We start from the raw sequence: 17169 nt of genomic DNA on the forward strand, positions 1-17169 counted from the left end.
CTAACCCTTTAAAGGTTTGCGTCTACATCTGCCTTATCGATCATGACATTCAGGATTTCCTTATCCGTGGACTTCATACCGACCCTGCCGATGTATCCCATGTTTTTAATAGTTTCCTCTACATCCTTCTCAACGATACCCTCGCCTGCCTGGAACTGCTTGTCACTCATGCTCATATAGTGTGCAAGCAACGCTGCATGTAACGAAGCGGCGATCTTCGCTGCACAGCTCGGCTTCGCGCCATCGCAGACGATACCGCCGACATTGGCCAGTGTGTTGGTGATCGTCCGTCCGATATGCTGGTAGTCACCACCTGCCATAAATGTAATGGCAGCACCTGAGCCACAGGATGCACTTACAGCGCCACAGAATGCGGAAAGTGCGCCGATATAGTGCTTGATATAGATAGAAACCAGGTTACTAACGAGCATCGCCCGATACATCTTTTCCTCGGAAATATGCCACTCACGTGCATACACGAGAACCGGCATCGTCACCGTGATGCCCTGATTTCCGGAGCCGGAATTGATCACAACCGGGAGCGGACATCCACTCATACGTGCATCCGAACCTGCCGCTGCCGCTGCACAGGCTTCAGTACGGACATCATTCCCCCAGTTTTCGAGGATGGTCTTACCGATCTGTGCGCCCCATGCGTTGTCGAGTCCCTCCTGGGAAATCTTCGAGTTCATCTCGATCTGGCGCTGAATCACGTCCTTGATTTCAGCGAGATCCACAGTGTTTGCATACTCGAGAAGTCCCTGAAGGCTCATCTTGTTTCGATCTGCACGTACAGTTTCATCTGCATTTTCCTCTACAACGGCATTCTCAATATCTCGAAGAACTTCCTCATCCTTCTTCATATAAACGATATCCGTGTGATGGTTTGCGATACGTACACAGGCAGTATGCTCTTCTGATTCCATTATAATCTCGATATAGAGATTTGGAACATTTTCTGCAAGATTCACATCACAAATCTTCGTCTCATTGAGTCGTCTGCACTCCTCACGATCTTCATCGGTCACACCGGCGATAACTTCCAGTCTCTTATCTGGATCGCCGCCGACCATACCAAGAATTGCGGCTACCTCGATACCCTTCTGTCCACCAGAATTCGGTACCGTTACGCCCTTGACATTCTTGATCATGTTACCGGAGCAGTTTACTGTGATGCGCGTCGGCATCTCTCCCAAGAGTCTCCGGGCCTCGGCTGCCGCATAAGCGATCGCAATTGGCTCCGTGCAGCCCATCGCCGGAATCAGCTCCGCACGTAAGATTGCTGTGTAATTCTTGTACTCACTTTCACTCAGCTTCATACGCTTTTCCTCCTTTTCTTTGCCACCCGGGAACGCCTCGGACAGCCTACTGATCATATGCAGTGCAGGATAAATGAACACTCTTAATCCGCATTTTTTGTTCATAGTATTAACCATACTACTGATATTACCAGCACGCATGACTACATACTATCACAAAGAATATTGTCTGAACACCCAAATAACTGACAAATATTTATAAATATTTTGTAAATTCTGTCCAAACGCAAGACTTTCATCCATCCGATATATAGCCTTTCAGATGGCAGAATCGTCATAAATTTTAAATAACTGTTTTTCATGATGCCTCCCCTCTTTTTGCCATTCGTTCACGTCTCGAATAGCTCTTACGAAAAACCGCCGGACGAAGAAGCTTCGCTTCTCTGTCCGGCGGTATATCGCTCTTTTATTCGTATTCCGCTTATCGTGCCTGGAGGAAGAAATCCTCGAAGCCACCGAAGTTATGGAGGTCGAGACGGATGAATTCGATAACCATATCAGCATCTTTCTTCCGAAGACCTTTAATAATATCGGTATGATGCTCGGTATCCTTTGACAGCAGCACATCCCGATTGCTGTTCCAGTAAAACTGTGCATATGCACGGGTCAGGCGGTTCATCGTAAGGCGAAGCTCCTGCAGCGCATAGTCATTATGCCAGAAGCTCATAAGTTTCAGATGGAAGGTTTCATTTGCTGCCCAATGCTCAAACGGTGTGCTCTCATCATTCTTGCAGTCTTCATTCAGCTGCTCGAGTTCATCCAGCTGACGTTCCGTCAGTGTATCAATCTTACGACTTATAAATCCACTTTCCAGAACGAAACGGAACTGCAGCATGGAGTAAACATCCTCTACCGAATAGGTGATCACTTCATATCCATAACGCGGGATGCTTTTCAGGATACCATCGGCACACATCGCGATCAGCGCATCGCGCACCGGTGACTTGCTTACGCCGTACTTTTCCACCAGATCCTTCTCATTGATGATATCTCCGGAATGCAGATTTCCGGCCAAGAGATCCGCCTCTATACTTTTATATACGAAATCCTTCAGATTTGATGGTGCTCTCATTTTCCCCCCATACGTATGCATCCGCTCTATCACGGATACAAAATACTGTTATCATCTTATCATGCTTTTTACGAATTGTATGTACAGCTTTCCATGCAAAATCTGTGAAAAATTCATGCATATTTAACGTAATGCGCTCTGCGCTTCCTTCGTGAGGTCCTTGATCACCTCTCCACCGATGATCAGTCCGGCGACGGAGGGTACAAACGCGACGGAGCCCGGGGTCGAGCGGCGCCCGCTGATGTGCTCGACATCCGGTGATATTTCCTCGGCGGAGACAGGATCCTCCTCTTCCACGAGCGGGGTCAATGCTTCTTCCGTGGAGTATACGACCTTCAGATGCTTCACATTGCGCTTCTTCAGTTCTCTGCGCATGACGCGGGCGAGCGGGTCGATCGAGGTCTGATAGATGTCCGCGACCTGGAATTTCGTAGGATCAAGCTTATTACCGGCGCCCATGCTGCTGATGATCGGCGTACCGGCTGCCTGACAGGCCATGACGAGCTGGATCTTCGCCGTCACGGTATCGACCGCATCGATGACGTAATCATACTCCTCGAAATGGAATTCCGCACTGGTTTCCGGCCGGAAAAAGCACTCGTGTCGATGGACGACGCAATCCGGGTTGATGTCATGGATGCGTTCCGCCATCACCTCGGTTTTATAGCGCCCGACGGTCTGGTGGGTGGCGATGATCTGACGGTTGATATTCGTAAGACAGACGGTATCGTTATCCACGAGGTCGATCGTACCGACGCCGGCACGCGCGAGGGCCTCGGCTGCGAAACCACCGACGCCGCCGACACCGAAGACGATGACACGGGCGTGCTGTAAGACATCCACGGCCTTTGCGCCCAGCAGGAGACGGGTTCTCGAAAACTGATCTGGCATAAATTCTCCTCTTTCGTAAGAAAATCGTAAGGGGGTCTGACCCCATTAAAAAATTCTAAAATTCAAAAAAGCGCTGGCGTTTATCACGTCAGCGCTTCTTATCATATTCTGTTTTTCGGATGTCTGTCAATCAGAACTGCAGGTCTTCGGACCGTGCGCTTATGCTACCGGTGCCGAAGGCGGTGCGGATTACATCAGGTCGGCGACATTGAGCCAGCTCTCGAGGATCTCCTTCTCCTCCGGACGCTGCTTCGTAAGGTTCGCAGCGGCGACGATCGGAAGCCACTTGTGCACATAGCCCTTGTCGGTGTTGGTCTTCGCGCAGAAATCCTGATAGTACTGCTCTGCCGCATCCCGATCCTCGAGGTAGAGTGTCGTGTAGGTTCTCGCTACGTCGGCGCTTGCGTTACCCTGGGTGGCATGTACCCAGTCGATGAGGTACATCGTGCCATCCTCTGCGACGATGATGTTATCCGGGCGGAAATCACCGTGCAGGAGCTTGAAGTGCTTCGGCATGGACTCGAGACGGGTCAGGAGCTCATAACGCGTGCTTGCATCGATGGTGTTGAGGCCATTGATCTGGTAGGTCAGCTTATCGCGCAGCTTCTGAAGCAGCGGAGCCTTCTTCGTGAACATCAGCATCTGAAGATCGACCATCTGTGCGATGTACTCGTTCTTCTTCTCCGGATGCTCCTTCATGAGCTCCTCGAGTGTCTTACCGGCGATGTACTCACGCTCGATCACCCACTGGCCATCCTCCTCGTAGATTCCGAGAATCTTCGGTACATGGAGGCCTTCGATGGTCTCTACACGTGCATGGGCGAAGGCTTCATGAAAAACTTCTGACTTGTCAAACGACTTTTCAAAAATCTTCAGAATCTTATCACCATCGCGATAAACACTCTTGCCCGCTTTTTTCGATAATAATTCTCTAGCCATAGTTGTTCTCCTTTTTTAAGTATGAGTCTATTTTACTACACTTCATGATAAAAGGAATACAAATTTGTTAAATTAATAACAAATTTTCCCGTTATAACTTTTTATCTATACCGGCTCAATGATACTGGAAGCGGAAGACGGCACAGCCATACGCCGGGAGCGGGTACGCGACGTGGTATGGTCTTCCATCACACTCGCCCTTCTTCGCCTGGTAGGCATTCTTCCGTCCGTCCTTCGAGCTGACGGCGCCGTTTTCATCGAAAATCAGCGTATAACGGCCGCGCGTCGGAACACCGACCGCATAGTCCGGACGCTCCACCGGGGTCATGTTGACGACGAAGACAAGGCTGTTCTTTCCGGTATGATCCTTCCGGATGAAGCTGAAGATCGAGCGGTCGGCGTCGTCCGCATTGATCCACTCGAAGCCCTCCCAGCTGTCGTCCTGCTCCCACATCGCCGGGTACTTCCGGTACATATGGAGGAGATCACGCATGAAATTCTGCACGCCCCTGTGCTCCGGCTCCTCGGTGAGGTACCAGTCGAGGGCGACCTTCTCATCCCACTCGTGAAGCTGTGCGAAATCCTGTCCCATAAAGAGAAGCTTCTTGCCGGCGTGACCGAACATGAAGAGGTAGCCGCACTTTAAGTTTCGGAACTTATCCTCATAGAGACCCGGCATCTTGTTGATCATCGAACACTTGAGATGGACGACCTCGTCGTGGCTCAGCACCAGGATGAACTTCTCGGAGGAAGCATAGCTCATACCGAAGGTCATCTTGTTATGTGCCCCCTTACGGAAGTACGGATCCAGCTTCATATAGTCGAGGAAGTCATGCATCCAGCCCATGTTCCACTTGTAGGTGAAGCCGAGGCCGTCATACTCCGGCGCCGCCGTCACCTTCGGCCATGCCGTCGACTCCTCTGCGATGATGATGCTGCCGTCCTTCCGACCGAGGATGATGGAGTTCAGATGCTTGAAGAACTCGATGGCCTCGAGGTTTCCGTTTCCGCCGTACTTGTTCGGTACCCACTCGCCATCCTTGCGGCCATAGTCGAGGTAGAGCATGGACGCCACCGCATCGACACGGAGTCCGTCGATGTGATACTCGTCATACCAGTACAACGCGTTTCCGATGAGGAAGTTCTGTACCTCATTCTTACCGTAATCAAAGATCTTCGTGCCCCAGTCCGGATGCTCACCCTTCCGCGGGTCGGCATACTCATAGGTCGGGGTACCGTCGAAATCCGCCAGTCCCTGCGCATCCTTCGGGAAGTGTGCCGGTACCCAGTCGAGGATCACGCCGATGCCATGCTGGTGAAGATAATCCACCAGGTACATGAACTCCCTCGGAGAGCCATGACGGCTCGTCGGTGCGAAATAGCCGGTCACCTGATATCCCCAGCTGGCGTCAAGCGGATGCTCTGCAATTCCCATCAGCTCCACGTGGGTGTAGCCCATATCGTTACAGTACTCCGCGAGCTCATGTGCCGCCTCCGTATAGGTATAGAAGCCGTTTTTCTCCTCGCGGTTCTTCTTCCGCCAGGAGCCGAGATGACACTCATAAATCGCCATCGGCTGTGCGAAGGTCGGGGTCTTCGCGCGCGTACTCATCCAGCTCTGGTCTCCCCAGCCATACCCCGAGAGATCCGCGGTCATCGATGCCGTACCCGGACGGAACTCTGCGGAAAATGCATACGGATCTGCCTTATACAGGATGTCGCCACGCTGTGTATGAATCGCAAACTTGTAGATCTCACCGAAGCCCATGCCCTCGATGAAGCCCTCGTAGATGCCGCTGGTCTCGAGCGGAAGCATATAGTTCGCCTCCACATCCCACGCGTTCCGGTCACAGACGATGGAAACGGCCTTCGCATGCGGTGCCCAGACCGCAAAGTGCATACCCTTCTTTCCGTGCAGCGTCGCCGGGTGCGCACCCATCTTCTCATAAATCTTATAATTACGGCCCTCGCCGAAGAGGTAGCGATCGAGCTCGGTGATGAAGACCGGGTCCAATGCTTCCGGCGAAGCGCTCGTCACCGGCCTCTGCTCCTCTTTCTTCGCTGCACTCTTGTGTGCCGCCGGCGCAACCGCTTTCGCGGTCTTCCGCGCGTTCTTTTTTACCGTGGTTTTCTGTGTATCGCCTGTGGCCGGTTTTGTACTTCCGGCCGGTTTTGCTTTCCTGGATCTGGTGGCCATGATGTCCTCCGTTTATATTTTGTCGTGATCATATTATACAACAAAACGAGGGGATTTTCCCCTCGTTTTGACATTTTTACCATATTGTATAACGGCGTTTATTAATTGACACATTCCTGTTTTTTGTCTGTTTGATTTGAGACGCCCGGAGTACTGTGCTTCTGGTGACAGCCCTTCGGTCGTCTCATCATACACAGTACTACTTCACCTTGATCATCCGGCCGGCGTTTGCCTCGAGACGGATCATGATACGGTTATCCGGCTCGATCGGGATCGTCTCCTCGGTCTGCAGGTCGAAGGCAAGCTCCGCCTTCATCGGAAGGGTCACATAGAACACGGCCGGCTGCTCATCGTTGTTGAGCGCCGTCACAACCGCACTGTTATGGTCCACGCGGGCGTAGGCCCACTGACGGTTCTGGAGATACAGCTCCTTATACTGGCCCATGTGGAGCTCCGAGTTCTTGCCATGGATCTCCGCGAGCTTCGCAACATAGGAGGTGAAGTCGTTCGGCTTCATCTCATCGAGGTCGATGGAAGGACGCAGCGGTGAATCATCCGGTCCCTGCTTCACACCCTCGAGGCCGAACTCGCCACCATAGTAGATGGACGGCTTACCCGGCAGGGTAAACATCGCCATATAGCATGGGCGGAGATTGTTCTTATTTTCGAGCTTCGACGCGATACGATCCACATCATGGTTCTCGAGGAAGAGATACAGATCCCGTCCGATCGTAAGATTACGGTTCACATTATGCGCGATCTCAAAAAAGTTATGACTGTTGAAGCCACTGTAGATCGACTTATGCAGCTCGTAGTTCGTCACCGAGTGCAGGGTCTCCGGATTGACCCAGCGTGCATACTCACCGTGGATCACCTCGCCCATCAGCCAGAACTCCGGCTTCATCTGGTTCGTGAAGTAGCGAAGCGTATGCTGGAAGCCCATATCGAGCACGTCGGCACAGTCGAGACGGAGACCATCGATGTCGAAGGTATCGATCCAGTACTGCACGACATCAATCAGATATTTACGGACGCCCTCGCAGTTGAAGTTCAGCTCCGGGAGCTCCCAGGCACCGCGCCATGCACTGTAGTGGAAGCGGTCGCCCCATGGGGAACCGCCATCGAAACCAACGCCCTTGTACCAGTCCTTATACGCACTGTCCCAGCCCTTCTCCTGGATATCCTTAAACGCGAAGAAGCCACGACCGGTGTGGTTGAACACGGCATCGACGACGACACGGATGCCGTAATTATGCGCTGTATCCACGAAGTGGCGGAAGTCTGCATTGGTCCCCAATCGACGATCGACGGTTTTATAATCCGTGGTGTCGTAGCCATGACTGCCGGACTCGAAGAGCGGGCCGATGTAGATGGCATCGCAGCCGAGCACCTTCAGGTACGGGATGAAGGCGTCGAGCTCAGAAAAGCGTCGACGGATCTCTCCGCCATCGTTCTGCTTCTCGGCACCCACCATGCCGAGCGGATACATATGATAAAAAACAGCACTGTCATACCAGGCCATATTCACCTCCGAAAATTGCGCACGAAGGCTTCGATACGGTCGAGCGCCTTCTTCAGGTCATCGATGGAGTATGCGTAGGAGATACGCATGAAGCCCTCTCCACAGTCACCGAAGGCAGTACCTGGGACGATCGCGACCTTCTCCTCCTGAAGCAGGCGGTTCGCAAACTCCTCGGAGCTCATGCCAAAGCGCTTGATGGACGGGAAGACATAGAATGCGCCATACGGCTCGAAGCAGTCCATGCCCATGTCGCGAAGACGCGTCACAAGAAAACGACGGCGCTGGTCATAGGCCTCGCGCATGCGGGCGATATCTTCATCGCCGTTCTTCAGTGCCTCGACGGCAGCATACTGCGAGGTCGTCGGTGCGCACATGATGGCGAACTGGTGCAGCTTCAGAATCTGCCGGAGGATCGGCTTCGGTGCACAGCAGTAGCCGAGACGCCAGCCGGTCATCGCGTAGGCCTTCGAAAAGCCGTTGATGTATACGGTACGATCGCGCATACCCGGGAACTCGATGATACTGTGCATCTCGCCCTTGTAGGTAAGCTCTGCATAGATCTCATCGGAGAGGACATAGAGGTCATGCTCCTCGATGATCGGGACGAGCTTCTCGAGGTCCTCCTTCTCCATGATGGCACCGGTCGGGTTGTTCGGGAACGGCAGCACGAGGAGCTTCGTCTTCGGCGTGATCTTCTCGAGAAGCTTCTCCGGGGTCAGACGGAACTCGTCCTTCTCTTCGAGCTCGATCGGCACCGGCACACCACCCGCCATGATGGCACACGGGGTGTAGGAAACGTAGCTCGGCTGCGGGATGAGGACCTCATCACCCGGATTCAGCATGCAGCGCATCGCGAGGTCGATCGCCTCGGAGCCACCGACGGTGACCATGCACTCACTCAGCGGGTCATAGCTCACACCGAAGCGGCGGTTTACGTAGTTTGAAATCTCAACACGCAGTTCCTTTAAGCCAGCATTGGACGTATAGAAGGTACGGCCCATCTCGAGGGAGTGGATACCCTCTTCACGTACATGCCACGGGGTATCGAAATCCGGCTCGCCGACACCGAGGGAAATCGCATCCTCCATCTCCGACACGATGTCGAAGAACTTACGGATGCCGCTCGGCTGGATTTCTGTAATTCGATCATTTAATGGACTTTTCATAAGGACACCTTCATTCTCTCGTCAACACGCGGCTGCTCGATGACGGTGCCGTGATCCTTATACTTTCTCAGCACGAAATGCGTCGCGGTGGACAGGACGGAATCCATCGGAGACAGCTTCTCGGAAACGAACAGTGCCACCTCCTTCATGGTTCTGCCCTTGATCATCACGGTGAAATCGAAGGATCCGGACATGAGGTACACCGCATCCACCTCATCATACTGATAGATACGCTGGGCGATGGAGTCGAAGCCCTGTCCACGCTGCGGTGTCACCTTCACCTCGATCAGCGCATCGACACGCTCGTCGGCGGTCTTGTCCCAGTTGATGAGCGTATGATAGCCGCAGATGATGCCCTCCTGCTCCATACTCTCGATTTCTGCCTTCACTCTCTCCTCATTCTCACCGAGGATATCGGCGATGTCCTTTGTGGTCAGACGTGAATTTTTTTCGATAATTGCAAGAATCTTCTCTCTCATGGTTCTATACTCCTCTTTTTCAGATGTCGGCGCACAACATTTTTATTTTAAACATCCGACAGGCTGCAGACAACTTAATATTTACTTTCGCTTCGCGCCCTCCAGGTAACGTTCCAGCTCCTCGTAGTCCTCACGGGTGAGGTAGGCCGGCTCGACGCCATCCACGCGGAGGCGCTTCTTTCCCTTCGTGAAGCGTCCGAAGACAGCCGCCTGGATCGGCTCCTCTGTCCGGCGATGGGATGCGTCGAAGCCGGCGCGGTCTCCCTGCTCGAAAATCGCATCAGCACCGGCCTTTGCCAGGCCTGCCTGCGCCTTCAGGAAGTCCTCCACCAGCTGTGTGCCCCGATCGACGGCCAGCAGCCAGCAGTCTTCCGACCAGAGCCGGTACGGGAAGAGGTCGAACAGCTCGCAGACCTCCATCGTAAACTGACGGATCGGGATGCGATCATAGCGGAACTCGCAGCCCACACCATCGCCTCGCTTCTTCCCGGTCTCCGGGTCGATGCCCTCCGATGCGCAGAAGTCCCACAGTGCCTTCAGGGCACCGCCCTTCGCCACCGGCCAGCACTTCGTGACGCCATAGTTTTTCTGATAGCCCGGAAGCAGCTGCTCCAGCGGATCACACGAACCCGAAGGAGCGCCCTCCGGGCGGCAGGCTCGAGCATCCAGCCCCTCCACTTCCTCCGCGAGGTACGCCGTGCCGAATCGTTTTCTGATGTCTGTCATTCGCTGATCGAGAAGGACACGAAGCGCATACGTTCCGACCTCACCGATCATGACCAGATCCTGGCCAGGAGTGATATCATGTTTCATAAACGTCTCTCTACTTGTTTCTATAAATAAAGAGAGACAGCCCGCTGGGCTGTCTCTCCGTCATTCTGTGTCCATCAAAGAATATATGGAAGAACCATGGTCAGCACCATTGCGGCAACGAGGGCAATGACGATAACCGCGGATACGGTCTTTTTCTGCTTCGGACTCATCATATCGACTTATCTCCTTAAATCTCTATATCTTCGTTTTTCAAATGATGCCCTATATAATACACTCTTTCCGATGCGCTGACAAGTTTTTATTATAGGGCCACACACGCCAGAATGTCCAAAGTGCCCCTCCGGGCTTCCTGGGCTGTCTTCTTGACACCTCGACGCCCTGGATCAGTCGCCCTGGATGGCTTTGACGGCATCGATGACCGCACCTCGGAAGCCGTGCTCCTCGAGGGAAGCGATGCCGCAGATCGTTGCACCGCCCGGTGAGCAGACATCGTCCTTCATCGCAGCCGGATGCTTTCCGCTTGCAAGCTGCAGTGCTGCGGTGCCTTCGAGCATCTTTGATACGAGCGGATATGCCGTCGCACGCGGGATGCCGTACATGACGGCCGCGTCGGCCATCGCTTCCATGAAGACCTCCGCAAAGGCAGGTGCACAGCCGCCGATGATACCGCCGATGTTGAGCTGCGCGGTCTCGACCGGAATCACCATAGAAATCTTCTCAAGTAAGCTGTGAACCAGGGTTTCCTCCTCCGATGTAAGACTCGTCGCCTTCTCGGCGATGAAGATGCCTTTTCCGACCGAAACCGGGATATTCGGGATCGTGCAGAGAAGGTGCGCAGATGCCGGAAGGATTTCTTCTTTCTCATAACGTGCGAGGTCATAGCCCCACGCTACCGAAACGATCAGCTTGTCAGCGAAGTGCGCTGCGTATGGCTTGATGACCGTCGGAATCTTTACCGGCTTCACAGCGATAAAGATAAGGTCCGACGCATCGGCTACTTCTGCGACGTCATGGCAGGCATGCATACCGGCTGCGTGTTCACCGTCCGAAGGCGCAAGTGCAGAGATTTCAGCACAGCGTGCTGTGAGCTTCTCAAAGTGTCCGCCACAGGCATAAATATTACCCGCCGGGATGCCCGCACGGATGAAGCCCTCGGCCACTGCACCTCCCATATTTCCTAATCCGATAAATCCGATATGAAGTTCATTCAGTGATTTCATATTTAAATCCTTTCATAAAATACTCAGAGGTTTTATGATACCCATTTCACAGGCGTGTCCCACTCATTTCAGTGATGAGGCGCTATGATAGCACACCGCCCTACGCAATGGTTTTCCCTAGTGTAGGCCGAGGGCAACGCAGTGTCAAGATTTCACACTTCTGACGCAATAGCGTATTCCAGAAAAAGGCATTGCTGAAAACAGTAGCGGTCAGAACGCCCGGAGGGCTGTCCCCGGAAGCCATACGAAGAGGTCGTGAATAAATCCAAATCGGGCCCTTAGAACCAGTTGGAGTAATTTTTCCTTAGCACCCTCTGCAATGCTGAGTTTTCATAAAGAAAACTCAGTGATTGCAGAGGGCCTACTGGTTCTTAGGGCCCGATTTGTGATTTTTCCGACCTCGAAGTACTGTGCTGCCGGGGACAGCCCTCCGGGCGTCCTAGTGTACATTCGATTTCAGCTGCAAGCGCGATCAGATGAAGTGCTGTTTATGTGACGAAAACTCCAGTCGCGACAGTGCGCGGGCGAGGGATGACTGGGTCATCTTGAATTCGCCGACGGACTGCTTCTGGCGGAGCTGCTCGAGGGCACGCTCCTTCGCCTCCTCCGCACGACGCACATCGATCTCCTCTGCGGTTTCGCAGGTGTCGACGAGCACCGTGATTCGGTTATTCGCACAGTTCATGATACCGCTGCTGACGAGAACTTCGATGCGCTCTCCGTCCGGCTTCACGATTTCCATCGGTCCGGTCTCGACAGCCACAACACATGGTGCATGATGCGCCATCAGGCCACGGAAGCCATCTGAAGTATTGATTTTCAGATACTGTGCATGCTCATCATAAAAAACCTTATTCGATGCAATCACCTGTAAACTGAACAGTGCTGGTGTGTCTGCCATTTCAAAACCTCTTCACAATTCGATTTCTTCCGGCTGTAGCACAGCCGGAAGCCGGATACGTCGCCCGTGCTTCGTGTTCTGACCGCACGCTGCACAGGCCGTCTTGCCGGCATACTCTATATATATCCTGTTTTACGCCTTCTTCGCGTCTGCAGCCGCCATATCCTCGGCCTTCTTCTTCACATCCTCGATGGTACCGACGTTAAAGAACGCACTCTCCGGATACTCATCCATCTCACCATCGATGATCGCCTTGAAGCCCTTGATGGTATCAGCGAGCGGTACATATCTGCCCGGGATACCGGTGAACTGCTCACCGACGAAGAACGGCTGGCTCAGGAAGTTACGGATCTTACGTGCACGGTATACGGTCATCTTATCCTCCTCGGACAGCTCTTCCATACCGAGGATGGCGATGATATCCTGCAGCTCCTTGTACTTCTCGAGGATCTGCAGTACACGCTGTGCTGTATCATAGTGCTCCTTACCGACGATCTCCTCGGTCAGGATTCTGGAGGAGCTCTCCAGCGGATCGACGGCCGGGTAGATGCCCTGCTCTACGATCTTACGGGACAGAACCGTCGTCGCATCGAGGTGCGCGAAGGTCGTCGCCGGTGCCGGGTCGGTCAGGTCGTCGGCCGGAACGTAGACGGCCTGTACGGAAGTAACCGAACCTTCCTTCGTCGACGCGATACGCTCCTGCAGCTGGCCCATCTCCGTCGCGAGGGTCGGCTGATAACCGACGGCTGACGGCATACGACCAAGCAGAGACGAAACCTCGGAGCCTGCCTGTACGAAACGGAAGATGTTATCGATGAAGAGCAGCACATCCTTATGCTGCACATCACGGAAGTACTCGGCCATCGTAAGACCGGTCTCCGCCACACGCATTCGGGCACCCGGTGCCTCATTCATCTGTCCGAAGACGAGCGCCGTGTTCTTGATGACACCACTCGCGGTCATCTCGCTGTAGAGATCATTACCCTCACGGGAACGCTCACCTACACCGGTGAAGATCGAGTATCCGCCATGCTCCGTCGCGATGTTCCGGATCAGCTCCTGAATCAGGACCGTCTTACCGACACCGGCACCACCGAACAGACCGATCTTACCACCCTTTGCGTACGGTGCCAGCAGATCGATGACCTTGATACCGGTCTCGAGAACCTCCTGTACCGGATTCTGGTCCTCGAACTTCGGCGGCTTCCGGTGGATCTCCCAGTGCTCCTCCGTCTCCGGTGCCGGCTGTCCATCGATCGCATCGCCCAGCACATTAAACAGTCTGCCGAGGGTCTTCTCACCCACAGGAACAGTGATTCCGGCACCTGTATTCGTGACGACCATGTCCCGCTCGAGTCCCTCGGATGCACTCAGCATGATGCAGCGCACGACGCTCTGCCCCATCTGCTGTGCCACCTCCATGACACACTCTCTGCCATGATTATCTACCTTAAGTGCAGTCTTGATCTCCGGAAGCGGTGTGGTATCAAACGCCACATCGACGACCGGTCCCATCACCTGCACGATTTTTCCTGTCTGCATGTATCCTCCTAACTACTTCCGCTGCTGCGCGCGGGCGCCAGCGGCGATCTCCGTGATTTCCTGTGTGATCTGTGCCTGACGCTGCCGATTATACTGGATGCTCAGCTGCTGCTTCAGCTTGTTACCACTCCGGTTCGCGGCATCCATCGCGGTCATACGTGCATTCTGCTCCGAGCAGAAGGACTCGACCAGCGCACTGTAGATGAAACCGTTCAGATAATCCGGGATGACGTTGTCGATGATGGCCTTCGGTGTCGGACGCATACGGAACTCCTCCATACCCGCGACCATCGGTACCGTCGTTCCCAGCACACCGCCGTTCAGCTTATCCAGCGGAAGCAGCTGCTCGGTCTCGGTGACCATCTCCAGACTGTTCTTCATACGTGTATACACGATGTAGAGCGCATCGAACTCATGTGCCTCGAAAAGATCCAGCATATGACCCGTGATGACACGTGCCCGATGCAGGGTCGGATTCTGCGCCGTATAGCGGAAGTGGTGCGCGATCGGCTCGTTCTGTGCATGGAAGTATGCACGGCCCATCTCGCCGACGACGAACAGCTGATGATTCGGGCGTTCCCGGAGGATCTCCTCGGTCCGCTTGATCACATTATGATTATAGGCACCGGCGAGACCCTTATCCGCTGTCACGCAGATGACCGCCGTCTTATAATCCCTCGGTTCCATCGTTTCACGAACCGAACGACGCACATCCAGGTATGGATGCGTGAAATCCTCCGGCAGATGACGAAGGATACGCTGGATCATCGTCTGCAGCGTATAGAAATACGGCTCGGTTTTCGCCAGATCCGTCTTCGCCTTCCGGAGCTTCGTACTGGAGATGAGGTACATGGCGTTGGTGATTTTCAGCGTATTATCGATGCTCGAGATACGATCCCGAAGCTCTCTTGTTGTTGCCATGATGTACTCCTGTCTTCCGCCAATGCTTCCCGCCGGCATCCTCATGTCCCGGAGCCGATTCGACTCCGCAGGATAAAATGTCACGTCCTACGTATAGATAACGATATGGACGAGGCAATCCTCACCTGCTGCACGACGATGCTTCGCCGGAAGCATTGGCGTTATATGATGAAACGCTTAGACTGCGCTCGTGCTTCCTGATGTGCTGTGCTCGCTGTCCCAGATCTTCAGGAACTCGTCGGCGACGCTCAGAATGCTCTTCTTCGCATCGTCATCGAGCACCTTCGAAATCTCGAGGTTCTTACCGATCTCCGGATAGCGCTGTGCGAAATACGTGAGCATCTCCCCCTGGAATTCCTTGACATGCTTCGGCTCGACGCTCATCAGTTTCTTATTGAGCGCGGTGACAAGGGTGATGACCTGATCCGCCAGGGACATCGGATGACCGAGTGGCTGCTTCAGAAGCTCCATGAGCACCTTACCCTGGGTCAGGAGATCACGGGTGTTCTGATCGAGATCCGAGGAGAACTGCGTGAAGACGGCCATCTCACGATACTGCGCGAGATCGATACGGAGGGAGCCGGAGGCCTTCTTCATGGCCTTCGCCTGTGCCGCACCACCGACTCGGGATACGGACAGACCGACGTTGACGGCCGGACGCTGACCCTCGAAGAAGAGGTTGCTCTCGAGGAAGATCTGACCATCGGTGATGGAGATGACGTTCGTCGGGATATAGGCCGAAACATCACCATCCTGGGTCTCAATGATCGGAAGTGCGGTGATGGAGCCACCACCGAGCTTCTCACTGAGACGGCAGGAACGCTCGAGGAGTCTCGAGTGCAGATAGAAGACATCACCAGGATACGCCTCACGTCCCGGTGCACGACCGAGAAGCAGAGACAGCGCTCTGTAGGCGACGGCATGCTTACTGAGATCATCGTAGACGATCAGGACATCCTGTCCCTTGTACATGAAGTACTCAGCGAGGGCGGTCGCTGCATATGGTGCGATGTACTGGATCGGTGCCGGATCTGCAGCGGTGGCCGCCATGACGCAGGTATACTTCATCGCATCGTGCTTCTTCAGGTTTTCAACGAGCGAAGCAACGGTCGACTCCTTCTGACCGATGGCGACATAGATACAGATACAGTTTTTATCCGCCTGGTTCAGGATCGTATCCATCGCGATGGAGGTCTTACCGGTCTGACGGTCGCCGATGATCAGCTCACGCTGTCCACGACCGATCGGGAACATCGAGTCGATCGCGAGGATACCGGTCTGCAGCGGCTCATTGACCGGCTGACGATCGATGATGCCTGGTGCCGGCTGCTCGATGGCGCGGTACTCGTCCTCATGGATCGGACCGAGACCGTCGATCGGCTCACCGAGAGCGTTTACGACACGACCGAGGTAGTCATTGGATACCGGTACGCCGGCCATACGACCGGTACGCATACCACGACTGCCCTCGCCGAGTCCGGTCTCGTCACCGAAGAGGATGACACCGATACGGTTCCGCTCGATGTTCTGTACCATACCCTTCGTCCCGTTATCGAACTCGATGACCTCGCCATACATGGCATGATCGAGGCCGTTCATGATGGCGATACCATCACCGACGCTCTCGATGAAGCCGATTTCCTTCTTCTCGGCCTTCAGGTCGAAGTTTGAGATGCCCTTCTGAAGAATCGTCAGGATGTCGGCATCGCTTGTGAGGCTGGAACGGGTATTCCGGAGCTGCTCGAGGAACTGATTCCGGCGGCCGCTCGTCGACCAGTCGTACTGATCGTTGCCTACCTCGAGGATGAAGCCACCACCGAGTGCCTTATCCTCCTGCATCTGAAAGTCGAAATACTGGGTCTTATATTTATCAAAAACGAACTTCTGAATATTCAGGAGCTGCTTCTCCGTCGGCTTCGTCACGTAGCGAAGACGAACCTGGGTCTGGCGCTCTGCAGTCGCACGGATCTCACTGTACTGCTGTGCGATGTCCTTCCAGCTTCCGAGCGCATTCTGCTCACAGAGAAGCTTCAGGGTATCTCGCACCTCGGTCGGGAACACACTGTCGATGATGGTGTTTCTCTTCTCCAGTGACACGGTCGGATCACCGAGCTCGGAAAGGGTTTCCGGCAGGACCTCAAAGATACGTGAGGTCGAACTCATCACGCTCGGAGAAACCTGCAGCTGAATCAAACGTTCTGCAATCTCTCTTGCATTCTGCGTCAT

Annotated in this window: 14 protein-coding genes; all 14 read right to left on the reverse strand. The window is 54.1% G+C overall.

Annotated features, from left to right (window positions below; genetic code table 11):
* Positions 1–8 precede the first annotated feature (8 nt).
* Positions 9–1313, reverse strand: a complete 1305-nt coding sequence (locus ACTQ52_RS02865; protein WP_441981853.1) for an L-cysteine desulfidase family protein — start codon at positions 1311–1313, stop codon at positions 9–11.
* 427 nt (positions 1314–1740) lie between these two features.
* A complete protein-coding gene (locus ACTQ52_RS02870; RefSeq protein WP_441981759.1) occupies positions 1741–2391 on the reverse strand; it encodes a GntR family transcriptional regulator in 651 nt (216 codons plus the stop codon).
* 123 nt (positions 2392–2514) lie between these two features.
* The gene (locus ACTQ52_RS02875; RefSeq protein WP_441981760.1) at positions 2515–3282 is read right to left on the reverse strand and encodes a tRNA threonylcarbamoyladenosine dehydratase; all 768 of its coding nucleotides are present in this window, start codon (positions 3280–3282) and stop codon (positions 2515–2517) included.
* A gap of 189 nt (positions 3283–3471) precedes the next feature.
* On the reverse strand, positions 3472–4221 hold the full coding sequence (locus ACTQ52_RS02880; protein WP_410042757.1) for a phosphotransferase family protein: 750 nt from the start codon (positions 4219–4221) through the stop codon (positions 3472–3474).
* Positions 4222–4336: 115 nt separating this feature from the next.
* Complete coding sequence (gene glgB, locus ACTQ52_RS02885; protein WP_410042758.1) at positions 4337–6418, reverse strand: 1,4-alpha-glucan branching protein GlgB; 2082 nt, start codon at positions 6416–6418, stop codon at positions 4337–4339.
* A gap of 199 nt (positions 6419–6617) precedes the next feature.
* The gene (locus ACTQ52_RS02890) at positions 6618–7940 is read right to left on the reverse strand and encodes an alpha-amylase family glycosyl hydrolase (RefSeq protein WP_410042759.1); all 1323 of its coding nucleotides are present in this window, start codon (positions 7938–7940) and stop codon (positions 6618–6620) included.
* Positions 7941–7942: 2 nt separating this feature from the next.
* Complete coding sequence (locus tag ACTQ52_RS02895; protein WP_441981761.1) at positions 7943–9106, reverse strand: aminotransferase class I/II-fold pyridoxal phosphate-dependent enzyme; 1164 nt, start codon at positions 9104–9106, stop codon at positions 7943–7945.
* The gene (locus ACTQ52_RS02900) at positions 9103–9585 is read right to left on the reverse strand and encodes an Lrp/AsnC family transcriptional regulator (RefSeq protein ID WP_441226458.1); all 483 of its coding nucleotides are present in this window, start codon (positions 9583–9585) and stop codon (positions 9103–9105) included. The genes ACTQ52_RS02895 and ACTQ52_RS02900 overlap by 4 nt, the downstream gene beginning before the upstream one ends.
* A gap of 81 nt (positions 9586–9666) precedes the next feature.
* Complete coding sequence (locus tag ACTQ52_RS02905; protein ID WP_410042761.1) at positions 9667–10398, reverse strand: hypothetical protein; 732 nt, start codon at positions 10396–10398, stop codon at positions 9667–9669.
* A gap of 344 nt (positions 10399–10742) precedes the next feature.
* Positions 10743–11579: a pyrroline-5-carboxylate reductase gene (gene proC, locus ACTQ52_RS02910; protein WP_410042762.1), complete on the reverse strand. Its 837-nt coding sequence runs from the start codon at positions 11577–11579 to the stop codon at positions 10743–10745.
* A gap of 472 nt (positions 11580–12051) precedes the next feature.
* Positions 12052–12480, reverse strand: a complete 429-nt coding sequence (gene atpC, locus ACTQ52_RS02915; protein WP_410042763.1) for an ATP synthase F1 subunit epsilon — start codon at positions 12478–12480, stop codon at positions 12052–12054.
* 132 nt (positions 12481–12612) lie between these two features.
* On the reverse strand, positions 12613–14022 hold the full coding sequence (gene atpD, locus ACTQ52_RS02920) for a F0F1 ATP synthase subunit beta (RefSeq protein ID WP_410042764.1): 1410 nt from the start codon (positions 14020–14022) through the stop codon (positions 12613–12615).
* Between the two features lie 12 nt (positions 14023–14034).
* On the reverse strand, positions 14035–14943 hold the full coding sequence (atpG, locus tag ACTQ52_RS02925; protein ID WP_410042765.1) for an ATP synthase F1 subunit gamma: 909 nt from the start codon (positions 14941–14943) through the stop codon (positions 14035–14037).
* Between the two features lie 177 nt (positions 14944–15120).
* Positions 15121–17169 (reverse strand): F0F1 ATP synthase subunit alpha, encoded by a 2049-nt coding sequence (atpA, locus tag ACTQ52_RS02930; protein WP_441226460.1) that lies wholly within the window; start codon positions 17167–17169, stop codon positions 15121–15123.

This window comes from Oribacterium sp. Sow4_G1_1 (assembly GCF_052116105.1).
Classification (GTDB): Bacteria; Bacillota; Clostridia; order Lachnospirales; family Lachnospiraceae; genus Oribacterium.

What these genes read in the sequence shown, in the direction of transcription:
- ACTQ52_RS02870 (WP_441981759.1), bottom strand. Translation starts at nt 2,391, where the DNA reads ATGAGAGCACCATCAAATCTGAAGGATTTCGTATATAAAAGTATAGAG.
- ACTQ52_RS02875 (WP_441981760.1), bottom strand. Translation starts at nt 3,282, where the DNA reads ATGCCAGATCAGTTTTCGAGAACCCGTCTCCTGCTGGGCGCAAAGGCC.
- ACTQ52_RS02880 (WP_410042757.1), bottom strand. Translation starts at nt 4,221, where the DNA reads ATGGCTAGAGAATTATTATCGAAAAAAGCGGGCAAGAGTGTTTATCGC.
- glgB (WP_410042758.1), bottom strand. Translation starts at nt 6,418, where the DNA reads ATGGCCACCAGATCCAGGAAAGCAAAACCGGCCGGAAGTACAAAACCG.
- ACTQ52_RS02890 (WP_410042759.1), bottom strand. Translation starts at nt 7,940, where the DNA reads ATGGCCTGGTATGACAGTGCTGTTTTTTATCATATGTATCCGCTCGGC.
- ACTQ52_RS02895 (WP_441981761.1), bottom strand. Translation starts at nt 9,106, where the DNA reads ATGAAAAGTCCATTAAATGATCGAATTACAGAAATCCAGCCGAGCGGC.
- ACTQ52_RS02900 (WP_441226458.1), bottom strand. Translation starts at nt 9,585, where the DNA reads ATGAGAGAGAAGATTCTTGCAATTATCGAAAAAAATTCACGTCTGACC.
- ACTQ52_RS02905 (WP_410042761.1), bottom strand. Translation starts at nt 10,398, where the DNA reads ATGAAACATGATATCACTCCTGGCCAGGATCTGGTCATGATCGGTGAG.
- proC (WP_410042762.1), bottom strand. Translation starts at nt 11,579, where the DNA reads ATGAAATCACTGAATGAACTTCATATCGGATTTATCGGATTAGGAAAT.
- atpC (WP_410042763.1), bottom strand. Translation starts at nt 12,480, where the DNA reads ATGGCAGACACACCAGCACTGTTCAGTTTACAGGTGATTGCATCGAAT.
- atpD (WP_410042764.1), bottom strand. Translation starts at nt 14,022, where the DNA reads ATGCAGACAGGAAAAATCGTGCAGGTGATGGGACCGGTCGTCGATGTG.
- atpG (WP_410042765.1), bottom strand. Translation starts at nt 14,943, where the DNA reads ATGGCAACAACAAGAGAGCTTCGGGATCGTATCTCGAGCATCGATAAT.
- atpA (WP_441226460.1), bottom strand. Translation starts at nt 17,169, where the DNA reads ATGACGCAGAATGCAAGAGAGATTGCAGAACGTTTGATTCAGCTGCAG.